Origin of the sequence: Pyxidicoccus fallax (assembly GCF_012933655.1) — a bacterium.
Lineage (GTDB): Bacteria > Myxococcota > Myxococcia > Myxococcales > Myxococcaceae > Myxococcus > Myxococcus fallax.
In genome coordinates this window covers 39243-59758 of sequence record NZ_JABBJJ010000032.1, presented here as the reverse complement: position 1 = coordinate 59758, position 20516 = coordinate 39243, and the positions used below count along the sequence as shown (strand labels likewise).

Annotated in this window: 12 protein-coding genes; 8 read left to right on the top strand and 4 right to left on the bottom strand. The window is 70.6% G+C overall.

What is annotated here, in order from left to right; translation table 11 throughout:
- The first annotated feature begins 132 nt into the window (after positions 1-132).
- The 3 genes from HG543_RS09760 to HG543_RS09750 all read left to right on the top strand — a co-directional run bounded on the left by HG543_RS09760 (position 133) and on the right by HG543_RS09750 (position 2915).
- Complete coding sequence (locus HG543_RS09760) at positions 133-1659, top strand: S1 family peptidase (protein ID WP_246356877.1); 1527 nt, start codon at positions 133-135, stop codon at positions 1657-1659.
- Between the two features lie 445 nt (positions 1660-2104).
- A complete protein-coding gene (locus tag HG543_RS09755; protein WP_169344433.1) occupies positions 2105-2587 on the top strand; it encodes an LOG family protein in 483 nt (160 codons plus the stop codon).
- Between the two features lie 67 nt (positions 2588-2654).
- Positions 2655-2915: a DUF3892 domain-containing protein gene (locus tag HG543_RS09750; RefSeq protein ID WP_169344432.1), complete on the top strand. Its 261-nt coding sequence runs from the start codon at positions 2655-2657 to the stop codon at positions 2913-2915.
- Between the two features lie 68 nt (positions 2916-2983).
- On the opposite strand, the gene HG543_RS09745 is transcribed toward HG543_RS09750, so the two are convergent.
- Complete coding sequence (locus HG543_RS09745) at positions 2984-4081, bottom strand: helix-turn-helix transcriptional regulator (protein ID WP_246356876.1); 1098 nt, start codon at positions 4079-4081, stop codon at positions 2984-2986.
- 515 nt (positions 4082-4596) lie between these two features.
- Here HG543_RS09745 and HG543_RS09740 point away from each other — a divergent pair.
- On the top strand, positions 4597-10194 hold the full coding sequence (locus tag HG543_RS09740; protein WP_169344431.1) for a CARDB domain-containing protein: 5598 nt from the start codon (positions 4597-4599) through the stop codon (positions 10192-10194).
- An 80-nt stretch (positions 10195-10274) separates the two neighbouring features.
- Positions 10275-10607, top strand: a complete 333-nt coding sequence (locus HG543_RS09735; protein WP_169344430.1) for a hypothetical protein — start codon at positions 10275-10277, stop codon at positions 10605-10607.
- A gap of 4 nt (positions 10608-10611) precedes the next feature.
- Here the strand turns inward: HG543_RS09735 and HG543_RS09730 are convergent, their stop codons facing one another.
- From HG543_RS09730 to HG543_RS09720, 3 genes are all read right to left on the bottom strand, one after another.
- A complete protein-coding gene (locus HG543_RS09730; RefSeq protein WP_169344429.1) occupies positions 10612-10869 on the bottom strand; it encodes a hypothetical protein in 258 nt (85 codons plus the stop codon).
- Positions 10866-12011 (bottom strand): linalool dehydratase/isomerase domain-containing protein, encoded by a 1146-nt coding sequence (locus HG543_RS09725; RefSeq protein ID WP_169344428.1) that lies wholly within the window; start codon positions 12009-12011, stop codon positions 10866-10868. Before HG543_RS09725 ends, HG543_RS09730 begins: the two co-directional genes overlap by 4 nt.
- 135 nt (positions 12012-12146) lie before the next feature.
- Positions 12147-12689 carry a 2OG-Fe(II) oxygenase gene (locus tag HG543_RS09720; RefSeq protein WP_169344427.1) on the bottom strand — a complete coding sequence of 181 codons (543 nt, stop codon included), beginning with the start codon at positions 12687-12689 and terminating at the stop codon, positions 12147-12149.
- Positions 12690-12942: 253 nt separating this feature from the next.
- On the opposite strand from HG543_RS09720, the gene HG543_RS09715 reads away from it, so the two are divergent.
- From HG543_RS09715 to HG543_RS09705, 3 genes are all read left to right on the top strand, one after another.
- A complete protein-coding gene (locus HG543_RS09715; RefSeq protein WP_169344426.1) occupies positions 12943-13560 on the top strand; it encodes a peptidoglycan-binding protein in 618 nt (205 codons plus the stop codon).
- A gap of 46 nt (positions 13561-13606) precedes the next feature.
- Positions 13607-18289, top strand: a complete 4683-nt coding sequence (locus HG543_RS09710) for an MBL fold metallo-hydrolase (protein ID WP_169344425.1) — start codon at positions 13607-13609, stop codon at positions 18287-18289.
- 656 nt (positions 18290-18945) lie between these two features.
- Complete coding sequence (locus tag HG543_RS09705) at positions 18946-20397, top strand: hypothetical protein (RefSeq protein WP_169344424.1); 1452 nt, start codon at positions 18946-18948, stop codon at positions 20395-20397.
- The last annotated feature ends 119 nt before the right edge of the window (positions 20398-20516 follow it).

Below are 20516 nucleotides of genomic sequence, written 5' to 3'. Positions count from 1 at the left end.
AAGCGGCGAACAGTCGCCGCTCCTCCATCTGCTCGGGCGTCAGCCTGAATGGCTGCTGCCCCATCACCACCACCCCCTTCTTCGGAACAACCGCTCCGATGTTTAGGGGATTCGTCGAGGCGGTTTAAATCCATGACCCGAAGAATCGACTGGCTCTCCACCGCGACGGCGATGTTCACCGGGCTGGCCGCCCTGATGGGCCTGCCCTCCTCCGCTGAAGCCGCGGACGTGTCTCCGGAAATCGTTTCCGCGATGCGGCGGGACCTGGGACTGACGGAGGAGCAGGTCCACCGGCGGCTCGAGTTCGAGGCGAAGGCGCCCGCGCTGGAGAAGCGCCTGCGCGAGGAGCTGGGTGAGACCTTTGCAGGCGCGTGGCTCGACGCGGACGGAGGCCAGCTCATCGTCGGCGTCACCGACGAGGCTGGCGCGGCCCGGGTGCGAAAGGCCGGAGCGCGGCCCCAGCGCGTGGCCCGCAGCCAGGCGCAGCTGGAGCGCGTGAAGGCGGAGCTGGACGCCAACGTGAAGGCGCTCTCGCCGGCCATCCACTCCTGGTACGTGGACCTGCCCACCAACACCGTCGTGGTGTACGCGGACACGTCCAGCCAGACGAAGCTGCGCGCGGACGCGTTCGTCGCCGCCAGCAGCGGGGCGAAGGACGGCTCCATCCGCGTGGTGCACTCCACGCAGGCGCCCCAGGTCGCCTACGACGTGCGCGGCGGAGACCCGTACTACTTCGGCAACTCCCGGTGCTCGATTGGCTTCTCGGTGAATGGCGGCTTCGTCACCGCGGGCCACTGCGGCGGCGCGGGCACGCCCACCACCGGGTACAACGGCGTGGCGCTGGGCACCATCCGGGCGTCCGTCTTCCCGGGCAACGACTTCGGCTGGGTGGCCACCAACGGCTCGTGGACGACGCAGCCCTGGGTCTACAACTACAACGGCGGCAACGTGACGGTGGCGGGCTCGCAGGAGGCCCCGGTGGGCGCGTCCATCTGCCGCTCCGGCTACACCACCGGCTGGCGGTGCGGCACGCTCGACGCGAAGAACATCACGGTGAACTACTCCGTGGGCCCCGTGTACGGCCTGAGCCGCAGCAACGCGTGCGCGGACGGCGGTGACTCGGGTGGCTCGTTCATCTCCGGCAACCAGGCGCAGGGCGTGACGTCCGGCGTGGCGGGCACGTGCGCCAACGGCAACCCGCCGCAGACGTTCTTCCAGCCCATCAACCCCATCCTCAGCACCTACGGCCTCACGCTCCGCACCACGGGCGGCGGCGGTGGCGGCGCGTCGTTCATCTCGCGCTGGAATGGGAAGTGTATCGACGTGCCCAACTCCAACTTCTCCGACGGCGTGCAGCTGCAGATGTATGACTGCAACAACACCAGCGCGCAGAAGTGGACCTTCGTCAACGGCACGCTCCAGGCGGGCGGCAAGTGCATGGACGTGGCCTGGGCCTCGACGGCGAACGGCGCGGCCATCCAGCTCGCCAACTGCAACGGCAACGCGGCCCAGCAGTTCGTACTGAGCGGCGCGGGAGACCTGGTCAGCGTGCTCGCCAACAAGTGCGTGGACATCAAGGACTGGAACTCGGCCAACGGCGCCCGTCTGCATATCTGGGAGTGCGCCGGCACCGCGAACCAGAAGTGGGACTACCGCTGAGTCCTCATCGGTGAACCGGGGCGGAGGCCTGGGGCCACCGCCCGTCCGCCTGGGCTCGGACGACCTGTTCGAGCCCGGCGGGCCGCATCCGGCCGGCGAGGATGCTCAACCGCGCGCGGGTGCTGGAGCGCGTCGGCGCCGTGGAACCGGAGTCCCACGACTTCGCGCGGACCTCGGACGAGGCGGTGTGGGAGGTGTGGGCCCACGTGGCCGCGGTGATGGAGGCGGGCGTTGAGCAGCCTCCGGCGCGCTCCCGGGGGCGCACGCCATCGCAATCCACATCGTCAAGAACCACATTCGTCGTGTCTCCTCCGTGCACACGACGAATGAGGGCCCGTGGAATCGACAGTCCCGGGACTTTTTGGCGGGGCCTCCAAGTGCCCGGAATGTCAGGCCCCGCGGCGTGGACCGTCCCAGGGGCTCCACCCTGAGCCAGGAGTCCACCATGCGCGCCGCGGTGACCGGTCATCAGCCCCACCTGCTGGGCGGCTTTGGAGAAGACGTGGCGCACCGGCTGCGCGCCCTCGCCCGCCGCTGGATTCAGCGCTCCCAGCCGGGCGAGGTCATCTGCGGCATGGCGCCCGGGTGGGACCTGGCCATGGCCGAGGCCGCACTCGACGAACGCGTGCCCCTGGTGGCGGCGCTGGCGTGGCCCGACCAGGGACACAACTGGCCCGAGGACGCCCGGCGGCACCTTCGCGCCCTCCTCGAACGCGCGGCAACGGTCCACGTCGCGTTCCCGAAGCGCACACCGGACATGTGGACGCTCCGCGACCGCTGGGTGCTGGAGCGCGGGGACCACGTGGTGGCGCTGTGGTCCGGCGAGGACGGCGGCACGGCACGGGCCGTCGCCCATGCCCGCGAGCTCGGCAGGCCCGTGGAGAACCTCTGGGCGGAGTGGTGCGCCGACCTACCCCGCCAGGGGTAGAGACAGGCCCGGCCGTGAAGACGATTCTCCCGTGCGAGCAGGGGCCGTCGAACCGGGAGCCGTCTTCATGCGCTACATCACCCACATCCATCTCGAGGGCGGGGTGCTCCACGAGCACATCACCCGCCTTCGCTGGAAGGAAGGCGCCGCGACAGGCGAGGCCAGTCGCGCGGAGCTGGTCCAGTGGGTCCTGAATGGAGGGGATGCGCGGGTGGAGGCCCGCGCCCTGGACGTGAAGGTCGCGGTCGTCGACGCCACGCCGCCGTACCTGCGGACGAAGGCGAACGGCATCTCCACGGACAACCTGCTCGAGCTGCCGCGATTCTGAAGAGGGGCGGTGCCGAGGGGACGCGAGCGGGCTCGACGCCGGAGGGGGGCGGGCCCGCTCGTGTCTCCTCAGATGGGCTTGTTGAGGTGGGCCGCCTGGTAGAGGAAGTCGGCCCGGCTGTCGACCTGCAGCCGGCGGAAGATGTCCCTCACGTGCGTCTTCACCGTGTCCTCGGAGAGGCCGAGCTCGCTGGCGATGGTCTCGTTGGACCAGTTCCTGAGCAGGCCCCTGGCGATGTCGACCTGCCGCGGGGTGAGCGCCCGCCGCATCGCCTCGGGGAGGGGAATGGACAGGGGAATCTCGTTCAGGACCAGCGCCCACTGGCGGGGCCCCTCGGCCTCGGGCAGCTCGACGAACCGCACGACCCGGTACGCGTCACCCTGGAGTGAAATCCAGAGGCTGGCCTCGAGGCGCGCGTCCGTGTCTTCCATGCCGGTCAGCGCTTCCAGCCGCTCCTGCAGCACGCGAGGGATGCCCGACGCATGGAGGTCGGAGGGGGCGAACCACTTCCGCAGCAACTCGGCGGCCCGTGGCGAGCGCAGCTCCTCGTGCGAGGGAGGCGTCACCACGAGATAGGCGGCGTCGTCGCGGCGGTAGAGCTCTTCCAGGAGGCGCACGCCACTGGTGACGGTCTGCATGTCGCGGCAGTTGCGCACCGCGTTCACCAGGTGGGGCGTGAGGCTGGTCAGGAGGGCGGCGTGCTGCTCGGAGAAGGGAATCCGGCGGTCGCGGTACAGCGTGAAGGCACCGCACATTCCCGGTGGCACGGGCAGGAGGGCGGCCATGACGTGCTCCAGGCCCAGCCCCAGCTCGCGGCTGCGCTGGTACAGCGGGCTGCGCTCCAGCTCCTCCCGGGAGCGCATCTCCGAGTCCCGGACGGCCACGCCGGGCTGGGCGAAGATGGGAGCCCGGACGAAATCGGAGTCGACCCACCGGGAAGACTCATCCAGCAGGGGGAGGCGGGGGCCCGGCACCAGCCAGTTGAACTCCACGAGCGGTCCGAGGGTGATGAGGCACAGCCCCATGTAGTCCGCGGGCAGCAGCTCGAGGAGCGGCGCCCGAGCGGATTCGAGAGCCTTGGGAAGGGACAGTTCGCTGTTGAGGGCCGCGATGACCTGGTCCCTGAGCATCCATTCACGCGAGCTGAAGTTCATCGCGGTGAGCATCCGTCCTCTCTGGTCGGACGACCCCGCGGGGGCCGTGCCGTTGTTCGGTCATTCAATAGGCGTGAGCTGAAAGCCTGTCCCTCACCCCTCGGTGGTAGGCCCCGGGCTTGACGGAAGGCCGGTGGGCCGCCTGGCGCGTGTCCCAGGGGCCCGCTGATAGGAATTGTCACGGATGGGTGCCGGGCGACGGATTCCGCCGCGAAAGCCTGTCACACCCGGGCCGTCATATCCCGGGCCTCACCCGGAGTCCATGCCGCGTGAGCGCGCCGGACACGTCATGACCGTTGTGTGCTGTTCCGCCGTGCTGCCTGCCTGCTAGGAACTCACGCGAACGTCAGGTTGTCGAACCTGCCGTCGTCGGCGTGGCCGACACCGACGTCGCAACCGGAGACTTCATGAAAAGGCAGCAGCCTGTAGCGAAAGCCATGCCTTCCTGGCTGGTGATGGGATTTTTCGCGGCGGCAGGATGTGGAGGAGAAGCATCCATCCCTCCCCCGGAAGCCACTCGATTCCAAATGCAGACGCGCCCGAGCGCGCTGCAACCCGGGCCGGACCTGGTGGTGACGGAAATTTCAGCTCCCAAAAGCCTGCGAATCGATGAACCCTTCACGGCCACCGTGAAGGTTTGCAACCAGGGTGCGGACCCGGCGACCACCTACTTCGAGCCGCCCCGGCTGGAGCTGTACCTGTCCACGGATGCCTACCTGTCGATTCCGGGGGGCGCGCCGCTTCCGCCGGACCAGCGGATGATTGGCGGCGTGGATGTGCCCCCGCTGGCCTCGGGACAGTGCGTGGCGCGGAGAATCCAGGCCCAGGCGAACCTGCCGGCGGAGGCCCAGGGGGCTGGGGCGTATTACCTGGGCGCCATCGTCGATACCCTCCTGGTGCTGGACGAGGCGGACGAGACGAACAACGCCTTCGTGTCCGGCTTGATGGGCGTCGGCAACGGCCCGGACCTGGTGGTCACGAAGGTGACGGGCCCGGCCAGCGTGCGGAACGGCGAGGCCTTCACCGCCGCCGTGACGGTGTGCAACGAGGGCACCGAGGCCGTGTACAACACGTCCAGCGTGGAGCTGTACCTGTCCACGGACGCCACCCTCACGTTGCCGCCCACGGACCCGGGCACGCCGCCGCCCACGGACCAGCGGATGATTGGCGTCGTGCAGACCGTCCCGCTCCTGGCGGGGCAGTGCGTGACACACAGGGCGAACGTCAGCGCGCACCTGCCTCCCGACGCGCAGGGTGACGGGGCGTACTACCTGGGCGCCATCGTGGCCCCCCTTGGGCCCGAGCCGGAGCTGCGCGAGGACAACAACATCACCGTGAGCGGCTTGATGGGCGTGGGCGACCGCCCGGACCTGGTGGTGACGGAGGTGCGCGGGCCCGCGAGCGCGCAGCACGGAGCCCCCTTCACGGCGACGGTCACCGTGTGCAACCAGGGGATGGGATACACCGCCCACCCGCCCCTGGTGGAGCTGTACCTGTCCAAGGACACCACCCTCTCGTTGCCGCCCACGACGCCCGGTGCGCCGCCGCCCACGGACCAGCGGGCGATTGGCATGGTGCAGCTGTCCGCGCTGAGCCCGGGCCAGTGCCAGACGCGCGGCGTGGAGGTGAGCGCGTGGCTGCCGCTGGAGTCGCAGGTCGATGGGGCGGCCTACCTGGGCGCCATCGTGGACCCCTTCCAGGTCGAGCAGGAGCTGCGCGAGGACAACAACGCCACCGTGAGCGGCTTGATGGGCGTGGGTTACTCCGCGGACCTGGTGGTGACGGAGGTGAAGGGGCCGGCCAGCGTGCGGCCCGGTGAGTCCTTCACCGCCGCCGTGACGGTGTGCAACCAGGGCACGAGGGCCTCTGACAGCTGGAACAGCCTGGGCCTGTACCTGTCCATGGGCACCACGCTCACGCCTCCGTACCTTTCCATCCCGGGGGTGCCGATGCCCTCCGACCAGCAGGGGATTGGCTCCGTGCAGTTGCCTTCGCTCCAGGCCGGGCAGTGCGTGACGCTGAAGCAGAACGCCTACGCGTACCCGCCTCCCGACATGCAGGGCGATGGAGCCCTCTACCTGGGCGCCATCGTGGACCCCTATCTGACGGAGCCGGAGCTGCGTGAGGACAACAACATCACCGTGGGCAGCCTGATGGGCGTGGGCTTCCGCTCGGACCTGGTGGTGACGGAGGTGAAGGGGCCGGCCAGTGTGCGGCCCGGTGACTTCTTCGCGGTCACCACGACGGTGTGCAACCAGGGCACGACGCCCACCGTCGGCGATGTCTCCCTGGAGCTGTACCTGTCCACGGATGCCACGTTCACCGGTCCTCAGCAGCCGTCGATTGGCTGGGGGCTGCTGCCTTCGTTGGGCGCGGGGCAGTGCATGCCGCTGAAGCTGCACGTCTATGCGACCCCGCCTCCCGCATGGCAGGGCCATGGCGTCCTCTACCTGGGCGCCATCGTGGACCCCTCCCAGTCCGAGCAGGAGCTGCGCGAGGACAACAACACCCGGGTCTTCGGCCCGATGGGGGCGGGCAACGCCGCGGACCTGGTGGTGACGGAGGTGAAGGGGCCGGCCAGTGCGCGGCCGGGTGACCCCGTCACGGCCACCGTGACGGTGTGCAACCAGGGCACGGCGCCCACTTCCAGCGCTTCCTCCGTGGAGCTGTACCTGTCCATGGACACCACGCTCATGCTCTCCGGCCCGGGCTCGCCGATGCCCACGGACCAGCAGTCCATTGGCATGGTGCCCGTGCCTTCGCTGGGGGTGGGGCAGTGCGTGACGCGGAGCGCGAACGTCAACGTGTCCCCTCCTCCCGCGTGGCAGGGCGACGGCGCCCTCTACCTGGGCGCCATCGCGGACGCGTCCCGGTCCGAGCAGGAGCTGCGCGAGGACAACAACGCCACCGTGGGCGGCCTGATGGGCGTGGGCAACGCCGCGGACCTGGTGGTGACGAAGGTGAACGGGCCCGCCAGCGTGCGGCCCGGTGACGCCTTCACCGCGTCCGTGACGGTGTGCAACCAGGGCACGGCGCCCACCACCAGCGCTTCCTCCGTGGAGCTGTACCTGTCCATGGACACCTCGCTCACGCTTTCTGGCCCGGGCGTGCCGTCGTCCTCGGACCAGCAGCCGATTGGCATGGTGGGCCTGCCGCCGCTGAGCGCGGGACAGTGCGTGACGCAGAGCGCGAACGTCGCCGCGTACCCGCCGCCCGAGTCGCAGGGAAATGGAGCGTTCTACCTGGGTGCCATCGTGGACCCTTCCCAGTCCGAGCCGGAGCTGCGCGAGGACAACAACGCCACCGCGGGCAGCCTGGTGGGGGTGGGCCACGCTTCGGACCTGGTGGTGACGGAGGTGAAGGGGCCCGCCAGCGTGCGGCCGGGTGACGCCTTCACGGCCACCGTGACGGTGTGCAACCAGGGCACGGTCCTCGCCTACGCGCCCTCCGTGGAGCTGTACCTGTCCATGGACGCCACGCTCGCGCTTTCCGGCCCGGGTCTGCCGGCCCCCACGGGCCAGCAGCCCCTTGGCATGGTGCCCGTGCCTTCGCTGGAGGTGGGGCAGTGCGTGACGCGAAGCGCGAACGTCACCGCGTCTCCTCCTCCCGCGTGGCAGGGCGACGGCGCCCTCTACCTGGGCGCCATCGCGGACCCCTCCCAATCCGAGCCGGAGCTGCGCGAGGACAACAACATCACCGTGGGAGGCCTGATGGGCGTGGGCTTCCGGCCCGACCTGGTGGTGACGTCAGTGAAGGGGCCGGCCAGCGTGCGGCCGGGTGACTCCTTCATGGCCACCGTGACGGTGTGCAATCAGGGCACGGCGCCCACCTCCAGCGCTCCTTTCGTGGACCTGTACCTGTCCATGGACACCGCGCTCACGTCTCACAATGCGATGCCGCCTCCCTTGGACCAGCAGTGGATTGGCTTCGTGACCGTGCCCCACCTGGACGTGGGGCAATGCGCGACGGTCGGCGAGTACGCCACCGTGTTCTCCCTGCCTCCCGCCTGGTCGGGTGAAGGAGCCCTCTACCTGGGCGCCGTCGTGGACTGGAACTCCTCGCCCACGGACGAGCTGCGCAAGGACAACAACGCCACCGTGGGAAGCCTGATGGGCGTGGGCTTCCGGTCCGACCTGGTGGTGACGGAGGTGAAGGGGCCGGCCAGCATGCGGCCCGGTGACATGCACACGGCCACCGTGACGGTGTGCAACCAGGGGACGGAGCCCACCTCCAACGGCCCCTCCGTGGAGCTGTACCTGTCCATGGACACCACGCTCACGCTTCCCCAGCCGGGCGGGCCGATGCCCATGGAGCAGCAGTCCCTTGGCACCCTGCCCCTGCCGTTCCTGGCCGCGGGTGAGTGCGTGACGAGCGGCCATCGCTTCACGGTGCAACCTCCTCTCGCATGGCAGGGTGAAGGCGTCCTCTACCTGGGCGCCATCGTTGACGTGAACCAGGTCGTGCCGGAGCTGCGCGAGGACAACAACGCCGCCGTGGGGAACTCGATGGGCGTGGGTCACGCCGCGGACGTGGTGGTGACGGAGGTGAAGGGGCCGGCCAGCGTGCGGCCCGGTGATGCCTTCACCGCCACCGTGACGGTGTGCAACCAGGGCACGGCGCCCGCCTCCGACTGGCCTGCCGTGGAGCTGTACCTGTCCATGGACACCACGCTCACGCCTCCCCCCTCGCCGGGTTCGAGCCCTCCGCCGCTCGCGGACCAGCAGTTCCTCGGCTACGTGGTCGCTCCCGCGCTGGGCCAGGGGCAGTGCGTGACGCAGAGCAAGAGCGTCACCGCGCAACCGCCTCCCGCGTGGCAGGGCAACGGAGCCCTCTACCTGGGCGCCATCGTTGACGTGAACCAGGTCGTGCCGGAGCTGCGTGAGGACAACAACATCACCGTGGGCAGCTTGATGGGCATGGGCCTCGGGTCCGACCTGGTGGTGACGGAGGTGACGGGGCCCGCCAGCGCGCGGCCGGGTGACCCGTTCGCGGCCACCGTGACGGTGTGCAACCAGGGCACGGCGCCCACCTCCAGCACGCCCTCCGTGGAGCTGTACCTGTCCACGGACACCACGCTCACGCCTCCCCCGCCGAACTGGCCGGGTGCGCCGATGCCTCCGAACCAGCAGCCGATTGGCATGGTGAGCCTGCCGCCGCTGGGCGCGGGGCAGTGCGTGACGCAGAGCGCGAACGTCACCGCGTTCCCGCCTCCCGCGGCGCAGCTGCACGGAGCCGTCTACCTCGGCGCCATCGTGGACGGGGCCCGGTCCGAGCCGGAGCTGCGCGAGGACAACAACATCACCGTGGGAAGCCAGATGGGCGTGGGCCTCCGGTCCGACCTGGTGGTGACGGAGGTGACGGGGCCGGTCAGCATGGAGCGCGGCCAGCCCTTCACCGCGTCCGTGACGGTGTGCAACCAGGGCACGGAGCCTACCCAGAGCCTTTACGCCGTGCACCTGTACCTCTCCACCGACACGTCGCTGGCGATGCCCTCGTCGTTCCCGTGGGGTGACCAGGTTCAGGTGGGCTCCACGTACATGCCGCCGCTCGCTCCGGGGCAGTGCACGACGTTCCCGATGCCGGCCAGCGCGAATCCGCCCCCGGACGCGCCGTTGGATGGCTCCGTCTACCTGGCTGCCATCGTCGACGCGTACCAGGTGGAACCGGAGCTGCGCGAGGACAACAACATCACCGTGGGAAGCCAGATGGGCGTGGGCCTCCGGTCGGACCTGGTGGTGAAGCAGCTGAGTGCCCCCACCTCGGTGCGGCTGGGCCACCCCTTCACCGCCGTCGTGGAGGTGTGCAACCAGGGGACGGCGCCCGTGGGCTCCCCCCAGGGCCTGCCCACCCTCGAGCTGTACATCTCCACGGACACCACGCTCACCTTCCCCGGGAGCGGGGGGTTCATGGCGGACCAGTTCCAGGTGGGCACCGCCCAGGTGAGCCCCCTGGCGCCGGGACAGTGCGAGACGCTCAACGTGCAGGGAGTGGGCATGCGACCGCATCTGAGCAACAGCCCCGGCACCCACTTCGTGGGCGTCATCGTGGACGCGTACAAGACCGAGCCGGAGCTGCGTGAGGACAACAACACCCGGGCGGACTTCGCCATCGCGCTGACCCCGTAGCAGTGCTTCACTCCGTGGAGGGCGGGGGCCGGCGTGGCCCCCGCCCTTCACGGTTCGAACTCTTCCAGAAGGGACTCTCGATGAGCTGGCGGCAAGAACTCAGCCACTATGAGCCGGACACGCTGCTCGTCATCGAGATCGCCGAGCGCTTCCTCCAGGACTATTTCCAGCACGATGCCGCCCGGGCCGAGAGCATCCTGACCGAATACTTCCGGCGGTTCGGGCAGTGGTTCGACGAGCAGTTCGTGCACCACCAGCTCTCCTGGGGCATCGCCACGGAGGCGCACTTCTGCATCCATCTGGGCGGCTCTCGGGGTGATTTTCCGGAGTGGCGCATGAAGGAAGGGTTTCTCAGCACGCCTCCCGAGGCCCTGGAGTACCTGAGGAAGCACTACTGGAACCGGACGCGCTGACGCTTCAACGCCACCTCGCGAGCCGGTTGCGGTTGAGCACGAGGGCCGCATGGGCCAGCCCCGCCAGGAGCAGGATGGGGACGAGCAGCACGGTGGAGAACCAGCTCAGCGCGTACAGCACGCCGAAGGCCATGCCGGCGGGGCCGCCCGCCAGCGTCCCGGAGAGCATTCCCACATACCCGCGCCCTCCGAGCAGGTGCAGCACCAGGTAGGCCGTGGCCATCACCAGCGCCGCTGTCACCATCCGCTTCGTGGCTTTCATCGCCGTGCCTCCCGTGTGCGCGGCTCCATGGCGCGTCGCCACAGAGGTCCTTCGACGAGCGAGTACAGCAGCACGGTGTCCGCGAGCGGATTGCCGGCGGCGAAGCGCAGTCCCGTGTCATCCGTCACGGGAAAGGCGGCGAAGCGGAGACTGGTGACCAGCGCTTCCAGCAGCGGCTCGTCATCGAACGCCGCCGCGCCCACCAGTGCGAGCCCGCTGGAGCCCGCGTTCGCGTTCACCAGGGGAATCGTCGGCCCCGAATCGATGTCGACGGAGCGCGCCGCCGCCGTGGGCCACTCCGCCGCCCACGCGAAGCCGAGCGCCTCTCCGATGAGCTCCCGGCGCGCTCGTTGGTACTGCTCCCTCGCGAAGTCCGCGTCCACGACCTGGAGCAGGTGCGCCGCCAGCCAGAGGGAGGAGCCCTCCGGCCCGTCCCGTGGGACGCCCGCGTACGTGAAGCTCGAAACGAGCAGCCCGGTGCGCGCGTCCACCAGGTGCTTGCGCGCCGACGCCACCCATCGATCGAGCAGCGGTGCGTGATTCCTTCCATCCACGGCGTCGGACAGCCGCAGCGCCGCGAGCGCCAGGGTATTGCAGAACGTCCACCCCTCGTCGGGGTAGCTCTCCGCGAACAGCAGCGGGGCCCGCTCGAGCTGCGCCGCGAGGGTGTCGATGCGCGCGCGCAGCACTGGAGTCAGGTCGTCGCGCGGCTCCACGAGCTGCCGCGCCGCGAGCATGAGGGCGACCTCCCCGTCCACGAAGAGGCTGCGCCCGTAGGTGTCACGGAAAGGAGTTCCGTGGACATAGGGCAGGAGGAACATTTCCTGGCCCTGCTGCTCGTCGCGGAGCGTTCGCGCCAGCACGGCATCGATGACGGCGAGGTGGTCCGCCCGCCTCCCAGGCTCCGCCAGGGCGAGGTTCGCGAAGGAGAGCACCGTGAAGGTGCGGGCCATCAGGTCCCACTCGGGGTTGTTGCGGCGGAGCAACTCCCGCTCGGGGCTGTCGTCCCGGAACGCGAGCAGGCGCACCCGGGTAGCGAGGGCGGGCGCGAGCTCGCGCGGCGTCCCAGGCCGGAAGACGAGCTGGAGCAGGGGGAGCCACACCGCCGTGGCCACCAGCAGGCAGAGGAGGGTCCGTCGCATGAGGTGAGCTTGGGCCAGTGCACGGGGTGACACCGCGACAGACGGGCGAACGGTCGCGGACACACGGTGAGTGGTCGCAGGCGGCGGGAAGCGAAGCCGCCGCCGGAGGCTTCTGGCACCCTGGAAGGGAGCTGCTCAGTCCTCGAGGCGGTACATGACGTCCGTGCGCAGCACGTACTTGGTTCCCGCGCGCACTTCGGCGCCTTCGTGCAGCAGCGAATGCTCGAACAGCAGTCCCATGCCCGGAGCCGGGGTGACCTGCCGCGGCGGGAAGAGGAAGCGCGTCTCTCCGCCCTCGCAGTCACCATTGAGGTAGACGAGCAGGGTGAGCAGGCTCTGCTCCTGGGGCGAGCGGATGAAGGCCCCATCGCGGTGCCGCGCGAAGAACTGCCCGGGTTGATAGCGGTAGCAGCGAAAACGCTCGTTGGTTCCCACCGCCCTCCAGGAGCCCAGTGTCGGTGGGACGCAGTGGCGCACTCGCGTGAAGAGGTCCGCCGCCAGGGCCGGGTCGTCGAACATCACCCGCTCGTTGTTGCGGATGTCCGGGCGCATCACGAAGCCGCGAGGTGTGGTGATGGGCGCCGCCGCCGGTCCCAGGGACTCGATGCGTTGAATCATCTCCGCGCACTCCACGTCGGAGAGCACCGAGGGGAGGGTCTGGATGAACGGCTGACTCATGACGACCTCCGCGAAAGACTTCGTGTTATATATACACTATCCAGGTGTGGTGCAAGGACGGGGACTCGGGGCCGAGGTGCTCACGCCCGCGACGAGCCCCGACAGGACCCCGCGCGTGCGGCCGGGACGCCGCCGCGTTCCCCCGGTACGCGCCGACGTGTCCCTGCGCGGCACTTCCCGCGAACGTCCACGCGGTTGCGCTGGCACCCCGATTGCTCTGGCACGGCCCCGGTAAGCCGCCAGGAGTTGCTCCATGCCGAAGCTGCACACGGTTCGTCAGGGTGAGTGTCTCGCGAGCATCGCGCAGGCGTACGGCTTCTTCCTCGACACCCTCTGGCAGCATCCCAGCAACGCGCGGCTGCGGCAGGAGCGCAGGGACCCCTACGTGCTCCGGCCGGGAGACCAGGTCACCATCCCCGACCTGCGTCCTCGGCAGGTGAGCTGCCGCACGGGGGCCACCCACCGCTTCAAGCTGCGCGGCGTCCCCGAGAAGCTGCGCCTGCGCCTGCTCTCGGAGGGCGAGCCCCGACGCCACGTCCCCTACGTGCTCGTCGTGGACGGCTGCCGCGAGCTCCATGGCGAGACGGACGCCGACGGCTGGGTCGAGCAGTGGATTCCCCCGAATGCCCAGGAGGGCGAGCTGCGCCTCGGCGAGGACGAGGTCTACCCCCTGCGCCTCGCGCGCCTGCTCCCGGTGGAGGACGACGAGGGCCTGAAGGCGCGGCTCGGCAACCTCGGCCACCTCCATGGAGACGATGCCGACGCGCTCCACGCCGCCATCGCCGACTTCCAGCGCCAGCACGGGCTCCCCTCCACCGGCGAGGCCGACGACACCACCCGCGCCCGCGTGCGCGAGATTCACGGCTCCTGACCTGGCTTGCGCTGACCGCGGCACGCCTTGCGACCCGGACTCCACCATGGCGACGAAGACCGACCCCGCGCCGTTTCCCCTCATCCCGCTGAAGCCCGGCACCGCTGGCAAGCCCGCCGGCCCCGCGAAGACATTGGAGCTTCCGGCCGCGTCGGAGGCCGGCTCGGCGCCTGACCTCGACTCGGTCGCGCGGCGCAAGCCGAAGTCGGTCCGCAAGAGCCGTCCCGCGGACATCGCCCGAGGCCCGGTCGGCAACGCGCTCGACACGCGCAAGCCCAGGGACTTCTACGCCTTCCTCGACACGACGGACCCGGCGCAGGAGGGGCAGCGCTACGTCTCGCTGCACCTCGTGGACCGCGGCTGGATGGACGACGTGTGGGCGGAGCTGGACGCGCACGGGCTCGCGCCGCGCCTGCTCGCCGCCCTGAGGGGCGCCGACTTCGACGATGCCTTCCAGAAGATGAGCCCCGAAGAGGCGCTCCTGCTCCACGGCATCTACACCTGGTTCCTCGCGCGCGTGGTCCAGGACGGCGACCCCGCACCCGTGGGGCTCCTGCGGCTGCGCGCCCCGGAGACGGCCTTCGAAGGAGGGCTCCGGCCGTGCTCGTGGTACACGCTCGCCGCCTTCGGCCGCGAGGGGAAGGACACGCCGTACCCCGGCGGGCTCACCCTCCTGGGCGCCAGCCCGCGCGAGGACCAGCGCTTCCCGAAGGTGTGGGTCCGCAACCTGGTGCGCGTGGCGGACAGCTCGAAAGACGGAGCCATCACCCAGGCCGCGCTCAAGGCGCTGCACTTCCCCCAGGTGTGCCCCGACGTGTCGGGTACGGGCACGCAGGACGCGCCGCCTCGGGAGCGCGAGGAGCCCTTCTCCGAGGAGCACTTCCGGGGAGACGGCCGGACCTGGGTGCCGCGGGCCCTGGCGCGCGTCGGGCACGCCCTGTCACGACTGGGGGAGCGGCTCCGGGCCCTCTTCGACGAACCACCCTGGGGCGGCGGGCTCGCCCTGGCGGGAGCGCCGGGCCTGTCACCCCATGCGCTCGGTCCGCTCCGCCTGCGTGCCCACGGCGCTCGGGAGCCCGGCGCCTCCCACCGTCCGCACCTCTACATCGGCAGCCCCGCGGCGGCAGTCGGGCCGGGGCAGGTGCCCAACCCGATGACTCCCGGCGGGGGTGGGGTGCAGCCCTTCGTCGGGGTGCTCGACATCGGGCAGGGGGGCTGCAACGTGCTCTACGACAACAACGGGCACGCCATCGTCTACTTCGATGCCGGCTACCCGGAGAACTTCCTCGGCAGCCTGCCGGTGCCCTTTCCCGCGCCCTGCTTCTGCAACGACCCGCTCGTCATCCTATCCCACTGGGACATCGACCACTCGATGATGCCGCGGTACGACCACCGCATGTACCTGCTGCGCTGGCTCGTGCCCCAGCAGCACATGGGCACCCCGGAGACGAAGGAGGTCGTCGCGCGGGTGCTCGAGTACGGCGGTGAGATGCACCTGTGGGTCGCGGGCCCCGGCAGTCAGATGCGTTTCCCATGGGGCTTCGTCGAGCGCGCCGCGGGGCCCCACCCTTTCAAAAGCGATGAGAAGAACAACTCGGGGCTGGTGATGTACGTCTGTGTCCAGGACTCGCCTCCCGTACCTGGAGGGGGCATGCCCCCCGTGATGGGACCGCCCGCCGCGGCGGTGCTGCCGGCCGTGGCGCCGCCCCGGGCCGCCAACCGGGCCAACCTGGGAGGGGCCTGGGCTGGCGGGCGTGGGCAACTCACCCTCGCGCACGGCGTGGATGCCCTGCGCGGCGTGCTGCCGGACGATGGCGAGGGCACCATCGTGAGGACGATGCCCATCGCGGTCGCCCAGGTGGCGGCGCAGATGTCGAGTGCCGCTCGCGCGGCGGCGGCCGCGGCGGCGGCGGCGGGCAGCCCCGTGGAGGCCTTGGCGGCCGCGGCGGCGGCCAAGGTGGTGAAGGAGACGTCGAACGACAATGGCGCGAACGTGGCACGCGGCACGTCGATGGCGGGCTCGGCCGCCTTCATCGGGTCGGTCGTGGCCGCCGCCCAGGCCGCGAAGCTCGCCGCGGACACGGGCTTCACCGCGAATTCGACTGTCTGGGAGGCCCTGCGTTCGGCGGCCATCGCCGCCGCGGCGATGCTGGGCGTGCCCGCGGCCAATCCGGTTCAGGTCGGCCCGGCGGCCCATGCCGCCTATGCCCATGCGCTCACCGGGATGTCCGCCGTGAACATCGCCGCGCAGGCGAACGTCACACCCGCGGGCGCCGCCGCGCAGCCGCTCGCCGATGCCGCTCACGCGCTCGCGAACGCGGTGCACCCCACCGTCGCGGAGGTCGCCCGCGACAGCGTGGGCCTGGGCGCCGGGCATGCGGGGGGCAACGCCTACGTGGCCATGACCCGGCTGGAGGAAATCGAGCTCGTGGTCGCCTGCGCGCGTGGCGGGACCGAGGTCTCCTACTTCGCGCGGGTCTCAGCGGCCATCGCCGCCGCGGTGAATGCCGTCGTCGCCGCCGGAAGCGTGCAGCCCGCGGACCTCGCGACGGCCGCGGCCGGAGCCTCCTTCGATGCGGCCTGGGCGGCCAACGCCGTGCAGGCGGACGCACAGTATTCCGTCCTGAACGCCGCCAATGGCGTGGCGGCCATCTCCGCCCATCTGCAAGGGAATGGAACGACGGCCGCGTGCGCGAACGTCATCGCGACGGCGGGGGTCGCCGCGGCCCAGGCCGCGGCGCTGGCGGGGGCCACCGCGGACTCGGTGGCCCTCGCGGTGGACGGTGCCATCGCCGCGAGCCGCACCCTGGACCTGACGAACTTCTTCAACAACACCCGGCATCAGGGAGGCACGGCCGCGACGAAGGCGAACCAGTTCCTGGCGGGTGCCATCACCGGCGCCACCGTCACGGCGGCGCGAGGGGGCAACGCGGTGGCGGTGGCGGCGGCCAGCGCTTCCCTGTACGTCGACATCGTGATGGACGCCCTGGGCTTCAAGGCCAACCAGGAGAAGATGATTGCCTCCGCCGTGCGCACGGCGCCGGCCGGCGGCGCCAGGGCCGCGCTGCCGCCGGTGGTCCAGGCCCAGGGAGCGCCGAACCAGGTGCCCTATCACCCGAACGAGCGCTACGTCCTGCTGACGGGCGACGCCTCCTTCAACAACATCTACTCCCAGGCCCCCGTGTGGCATGGCAACGGCCTCCCCGCCGTCGCGCCCCCCGTCGTCGTCGGCATGACGGCGGTGCACCATGGCGCCATCACCGAGCTGGCCCCGGCCTTCATTCCCTGGGCTCCCGGGTCGGAGGCCGCGCACAGCCTGACGGCCGCGATGGCGGCGCACGGGGCGGGGAGCGCCACCATCACGGTCCCCGTGGCCGCGGCGCTCGCCCTGTGGCTGCGCGCGCAGGGCCACGTTCTGAGCGCGGCGGACACGGCGACGGTCGCCGCCGCGGCCATCACCGCGGTCAGCGCGCCTCCCGTGGGAGGGCTCGCCGCCATTCCCGGCGCACTGGCGGGGGCCGTCCCCCTGGCCGGTCATGCGAGCGCGCTGGCCATCGCCACGGCCGCGAGGGATGCCGCCCACGGGGCGCTGGAGTTCGCGCGGCGCACCGTCGCCGCCGTGGAGCGCGCCGCGGCCCAGTATGGCGCGCACGTCGCGAACAACCCCTTCACCACGGCGAACCTGCGCTCGGACTTCGCGGAGGGCATGGGTGGAGCGGCGGTCGCGGGGGTCGCGACGGCGCAGTTCTTCGCCGCGCCCCCCATGGGATGGGTCTGGCCCCTGGTGGGAGCGCCTCCCGCGCCCCAGCCGCCACACGCCAACGCGAGGCTCGTCGCCGTGGCCGCCGCCGCGGCGACGGCCGCCACCAATCCTTCGGCCGTCGCGCCCGGCACCCTGGCGGGACCCGCCTGCGCGGCGGCGCACGTCGCGCACTTCAATGCCGGGCTGGTGGCCGCGCGCAATGTCCTGGCGGACCGCAAGCTCGACACCCTGCTGCCCTCCTTTCCCGCGGAGCTCGCCGCGGCGGCCGGGGCGGGACCCCTCCGGGGGCTGCTCTGCGGATTCACCGTCTATTGCACCTCGGGCGCGGGGACCGCGGCCGTGGAGGCGGCGCAGTGGCTGCGCAACCCCACCAACCTGGCCCAGGTGCGCTGCGACGGCATCCGGGAGCTCATCCTCGCCTGCAGCTGGGCCCCGGGGAATCCCGTCCCCGCCAACCACGTGGGGCTGACGACGTTGACGAATGCGGGGGGCCCCTGGACGGCGGCGATGTGGGCCGCGACCATGGGCGCGACGCATGGGGCAGCGACGCAACTCGGAGTGGACGCCGTGCCCGTGTCGACGGCCCTCGCCCTCGCCTTGGCCCCGGCGCCCCCCATGCCGCCGCTCACGCAGCTTCCCCTCGGCAACCGCATCGCCTACTCCTACGGCGTGGGCCACGCGCCCCCGCATGAGCACTACTACCGCGCGTCGCCGGGAGACCTGGGGCACCCCCACCCGGTCGCGGTGGCCCACTATGAGGCACACGGCTGGACGGGGCGGTTGAACACGCCGCAGCTGGCGCACCAGAGCACCCAGCCGGACAACGCGCACCCCCACGGGCATGTCGCGCTCGGGTGGGAGTCCGGTGGCGGGTACGCGGGGCCGCTCCGGGGAGACGGCGGCGGGGGCGGCGTCATCGTCCGCAACCCGTGCGTGAACTGCCCGCCGCAGCGCTTCCTGTGCTGAAGCCCCGTGGGGCCGCGCAGCTCGGTGTTCCGGGTCCGTGGCACCGCGACCGTGCTGCGGCTGCGGTTCCTGGATGGAGAGCGGCCGGCGGCGGGGCTTCCCTACACGCTGGAGGTCGAGGGCGAGACGCTGGAGGGCGCCACGGACGCGAGCGGCCGTGAATCGGGCTCCAGGGTGCGAGGCATTGCGGACAGCGCACCGCCCCGAGAGGCCATGCATGTTACGCTTGACCATGCAGCCCCCCTCGATTGGAGCGTGCATGCGGAACTGGATGAAGCAGGTCGGAATGGCTTTCAGTCTCGTGTTTGCCGTTGGCGGTCCTTCGACGTCTCTCGCGCTTCCGCCGCCGCAGTGCATGGACATGTGCACGTGTTACAGCAGTTGCACACAAATCTGTTACTTCGGTTCGGAGCGCACCACCTGTGGTTCGGAGCTCTGCACGGACCTCTGCCGGAGCAGCGTCACTCCGGCCTCCAGCAACCCGGAGGCCCAGGAGCCGCGGCAGGCCGAGCCGCGGGCCGACGAGGAGGAGGTCTGCAGCGAGCCCGCTTCCGCGGAGAGCTGAGCCCTCCCGCGGCCGTACCTACCGCTGACCCCGATGTAACCCGGATATTCCCATGTGCGTACTCCCTGAAAACCCACCACGGGGGACGCACATGGGAATCACGGGGCTCGTGAAGAACAATCCGTTGACCAGCGCCTACAACGCCACGAAAGAGGCCGTGACCGAGACGGTCGATTCCGTCGTCGACACAGGCGAAGAGGTGCTCGACACGGCGACGGAGCAGGCCACCGACGTCTACAATGGCGTCAGCAGCTTCATCGACTCCCCGCCGTCGCTCCCCTTCTCCCTCAATCCCCTCGACCACGCGCGGGGGCTCGCCGAGACCGCGGAACGCGGTATCGATTTCGTCGCTGGCGTCGGACGCAATGTCATCGACTCCCTGAAGGACAAGGTCGACTTCCTCGCCATCGAAGATCGGCTCGAGGAGCTCGGCCCGAACGACAGCTACCAGCTCAGCGCGAGCATCGATGGCTCGGTGTACGGCATCGGCGGCCGGCTGGAAGGCTCGCAGACCATCACGAAGAACGAGGACGGCACGTACACGCTCGCGGTCGAGGGGGAAGCCGGCGCGGGCGTGATGGCGAGCCTCGAGAGGAAGGGCGCGGAGCTCTCCGCCGACAGGTTCTCGAACACCAGCGCCACCGTCGAGTTCACCTTCGACAGCGCCAAGGAGGCGGCGGAGGCGGCCCGGACGTTCCTGGGCCCCGTCGCCGGCGGAGTCTCGGGACTCATCGATGGCGGAATCCAGGGGGCGCTCGAGGGCGCGACGCCGGACTACCCCGCCCTGCTCGACAACGTCTCCGCGCTCGAGCTCAACCCGAACACGTCCTCCACGCTCGTCGGCGAGTTGAGCGGCGGCAGGTTCGCCTCGCTCGGGGTGGGCAATTCCCAGGAGCTCGGCGCGAACGTGCGCCTCGAGTTCGGCGACGGGGCTCCGAAGCTGGTGCTCAACCAGTACACGAGCATCTCCGCCGAGACGGCCGGCTCGATTCCAGGCGTCAAGGGTGAGCTCCGCGGAGACGTCAAGCTGCAGGTGGAGGAGAGCTTCGAGCTCCCCGAGGGCATCAGCGTCAGCGACGTGCTGAGCGACCCGGACGGGGTCGTGAAGGAGCTCGCGAAGACGGCCGTGCGCACCGGTGAGGTCTCGGTGTCCCTCACGGCGGACGTGAAGGCGGAGGGCAAGCTGCCCTTCGCGGGCACGCTCGGCGGCGAGGCCGAGGCGAAGCTCGAGTTCACCGGTGGCGTGGACGAGGTCTTCGGCTCGGGCGGTCTCCAGTCCCTCCTCCGTGGTCGGTTCGGAACGGCCTTCAACCAGTTCGCCGGAGTCACGCAGCTCAAGGCGACGCTCACGCCGTACGACACCGACGTCACCGAGTACTCCAAGGGTTTCGGCCGGGGACTGACCTCGTTCGGTGGCGGATTCTCGGCGACCACCATCGACCGCAAGGACCCGACCTTCGAGTACTCGGGCACGGTGGCGGATGTCCGCGACCAGCTCCGCGAAGAGGTCCAGCGCCTCCGTCACCTGGTGCGCTACGTGTAGCGAAGACATCTCTCCTCCAAGTACCCCAGCACCCGTAGACGCGTCGCGCCATGCCTGGTCCGAGATCCAACAATTTCCGCGGGCGCAATACAGGATACCGGCTGGCGTGACGCACACCC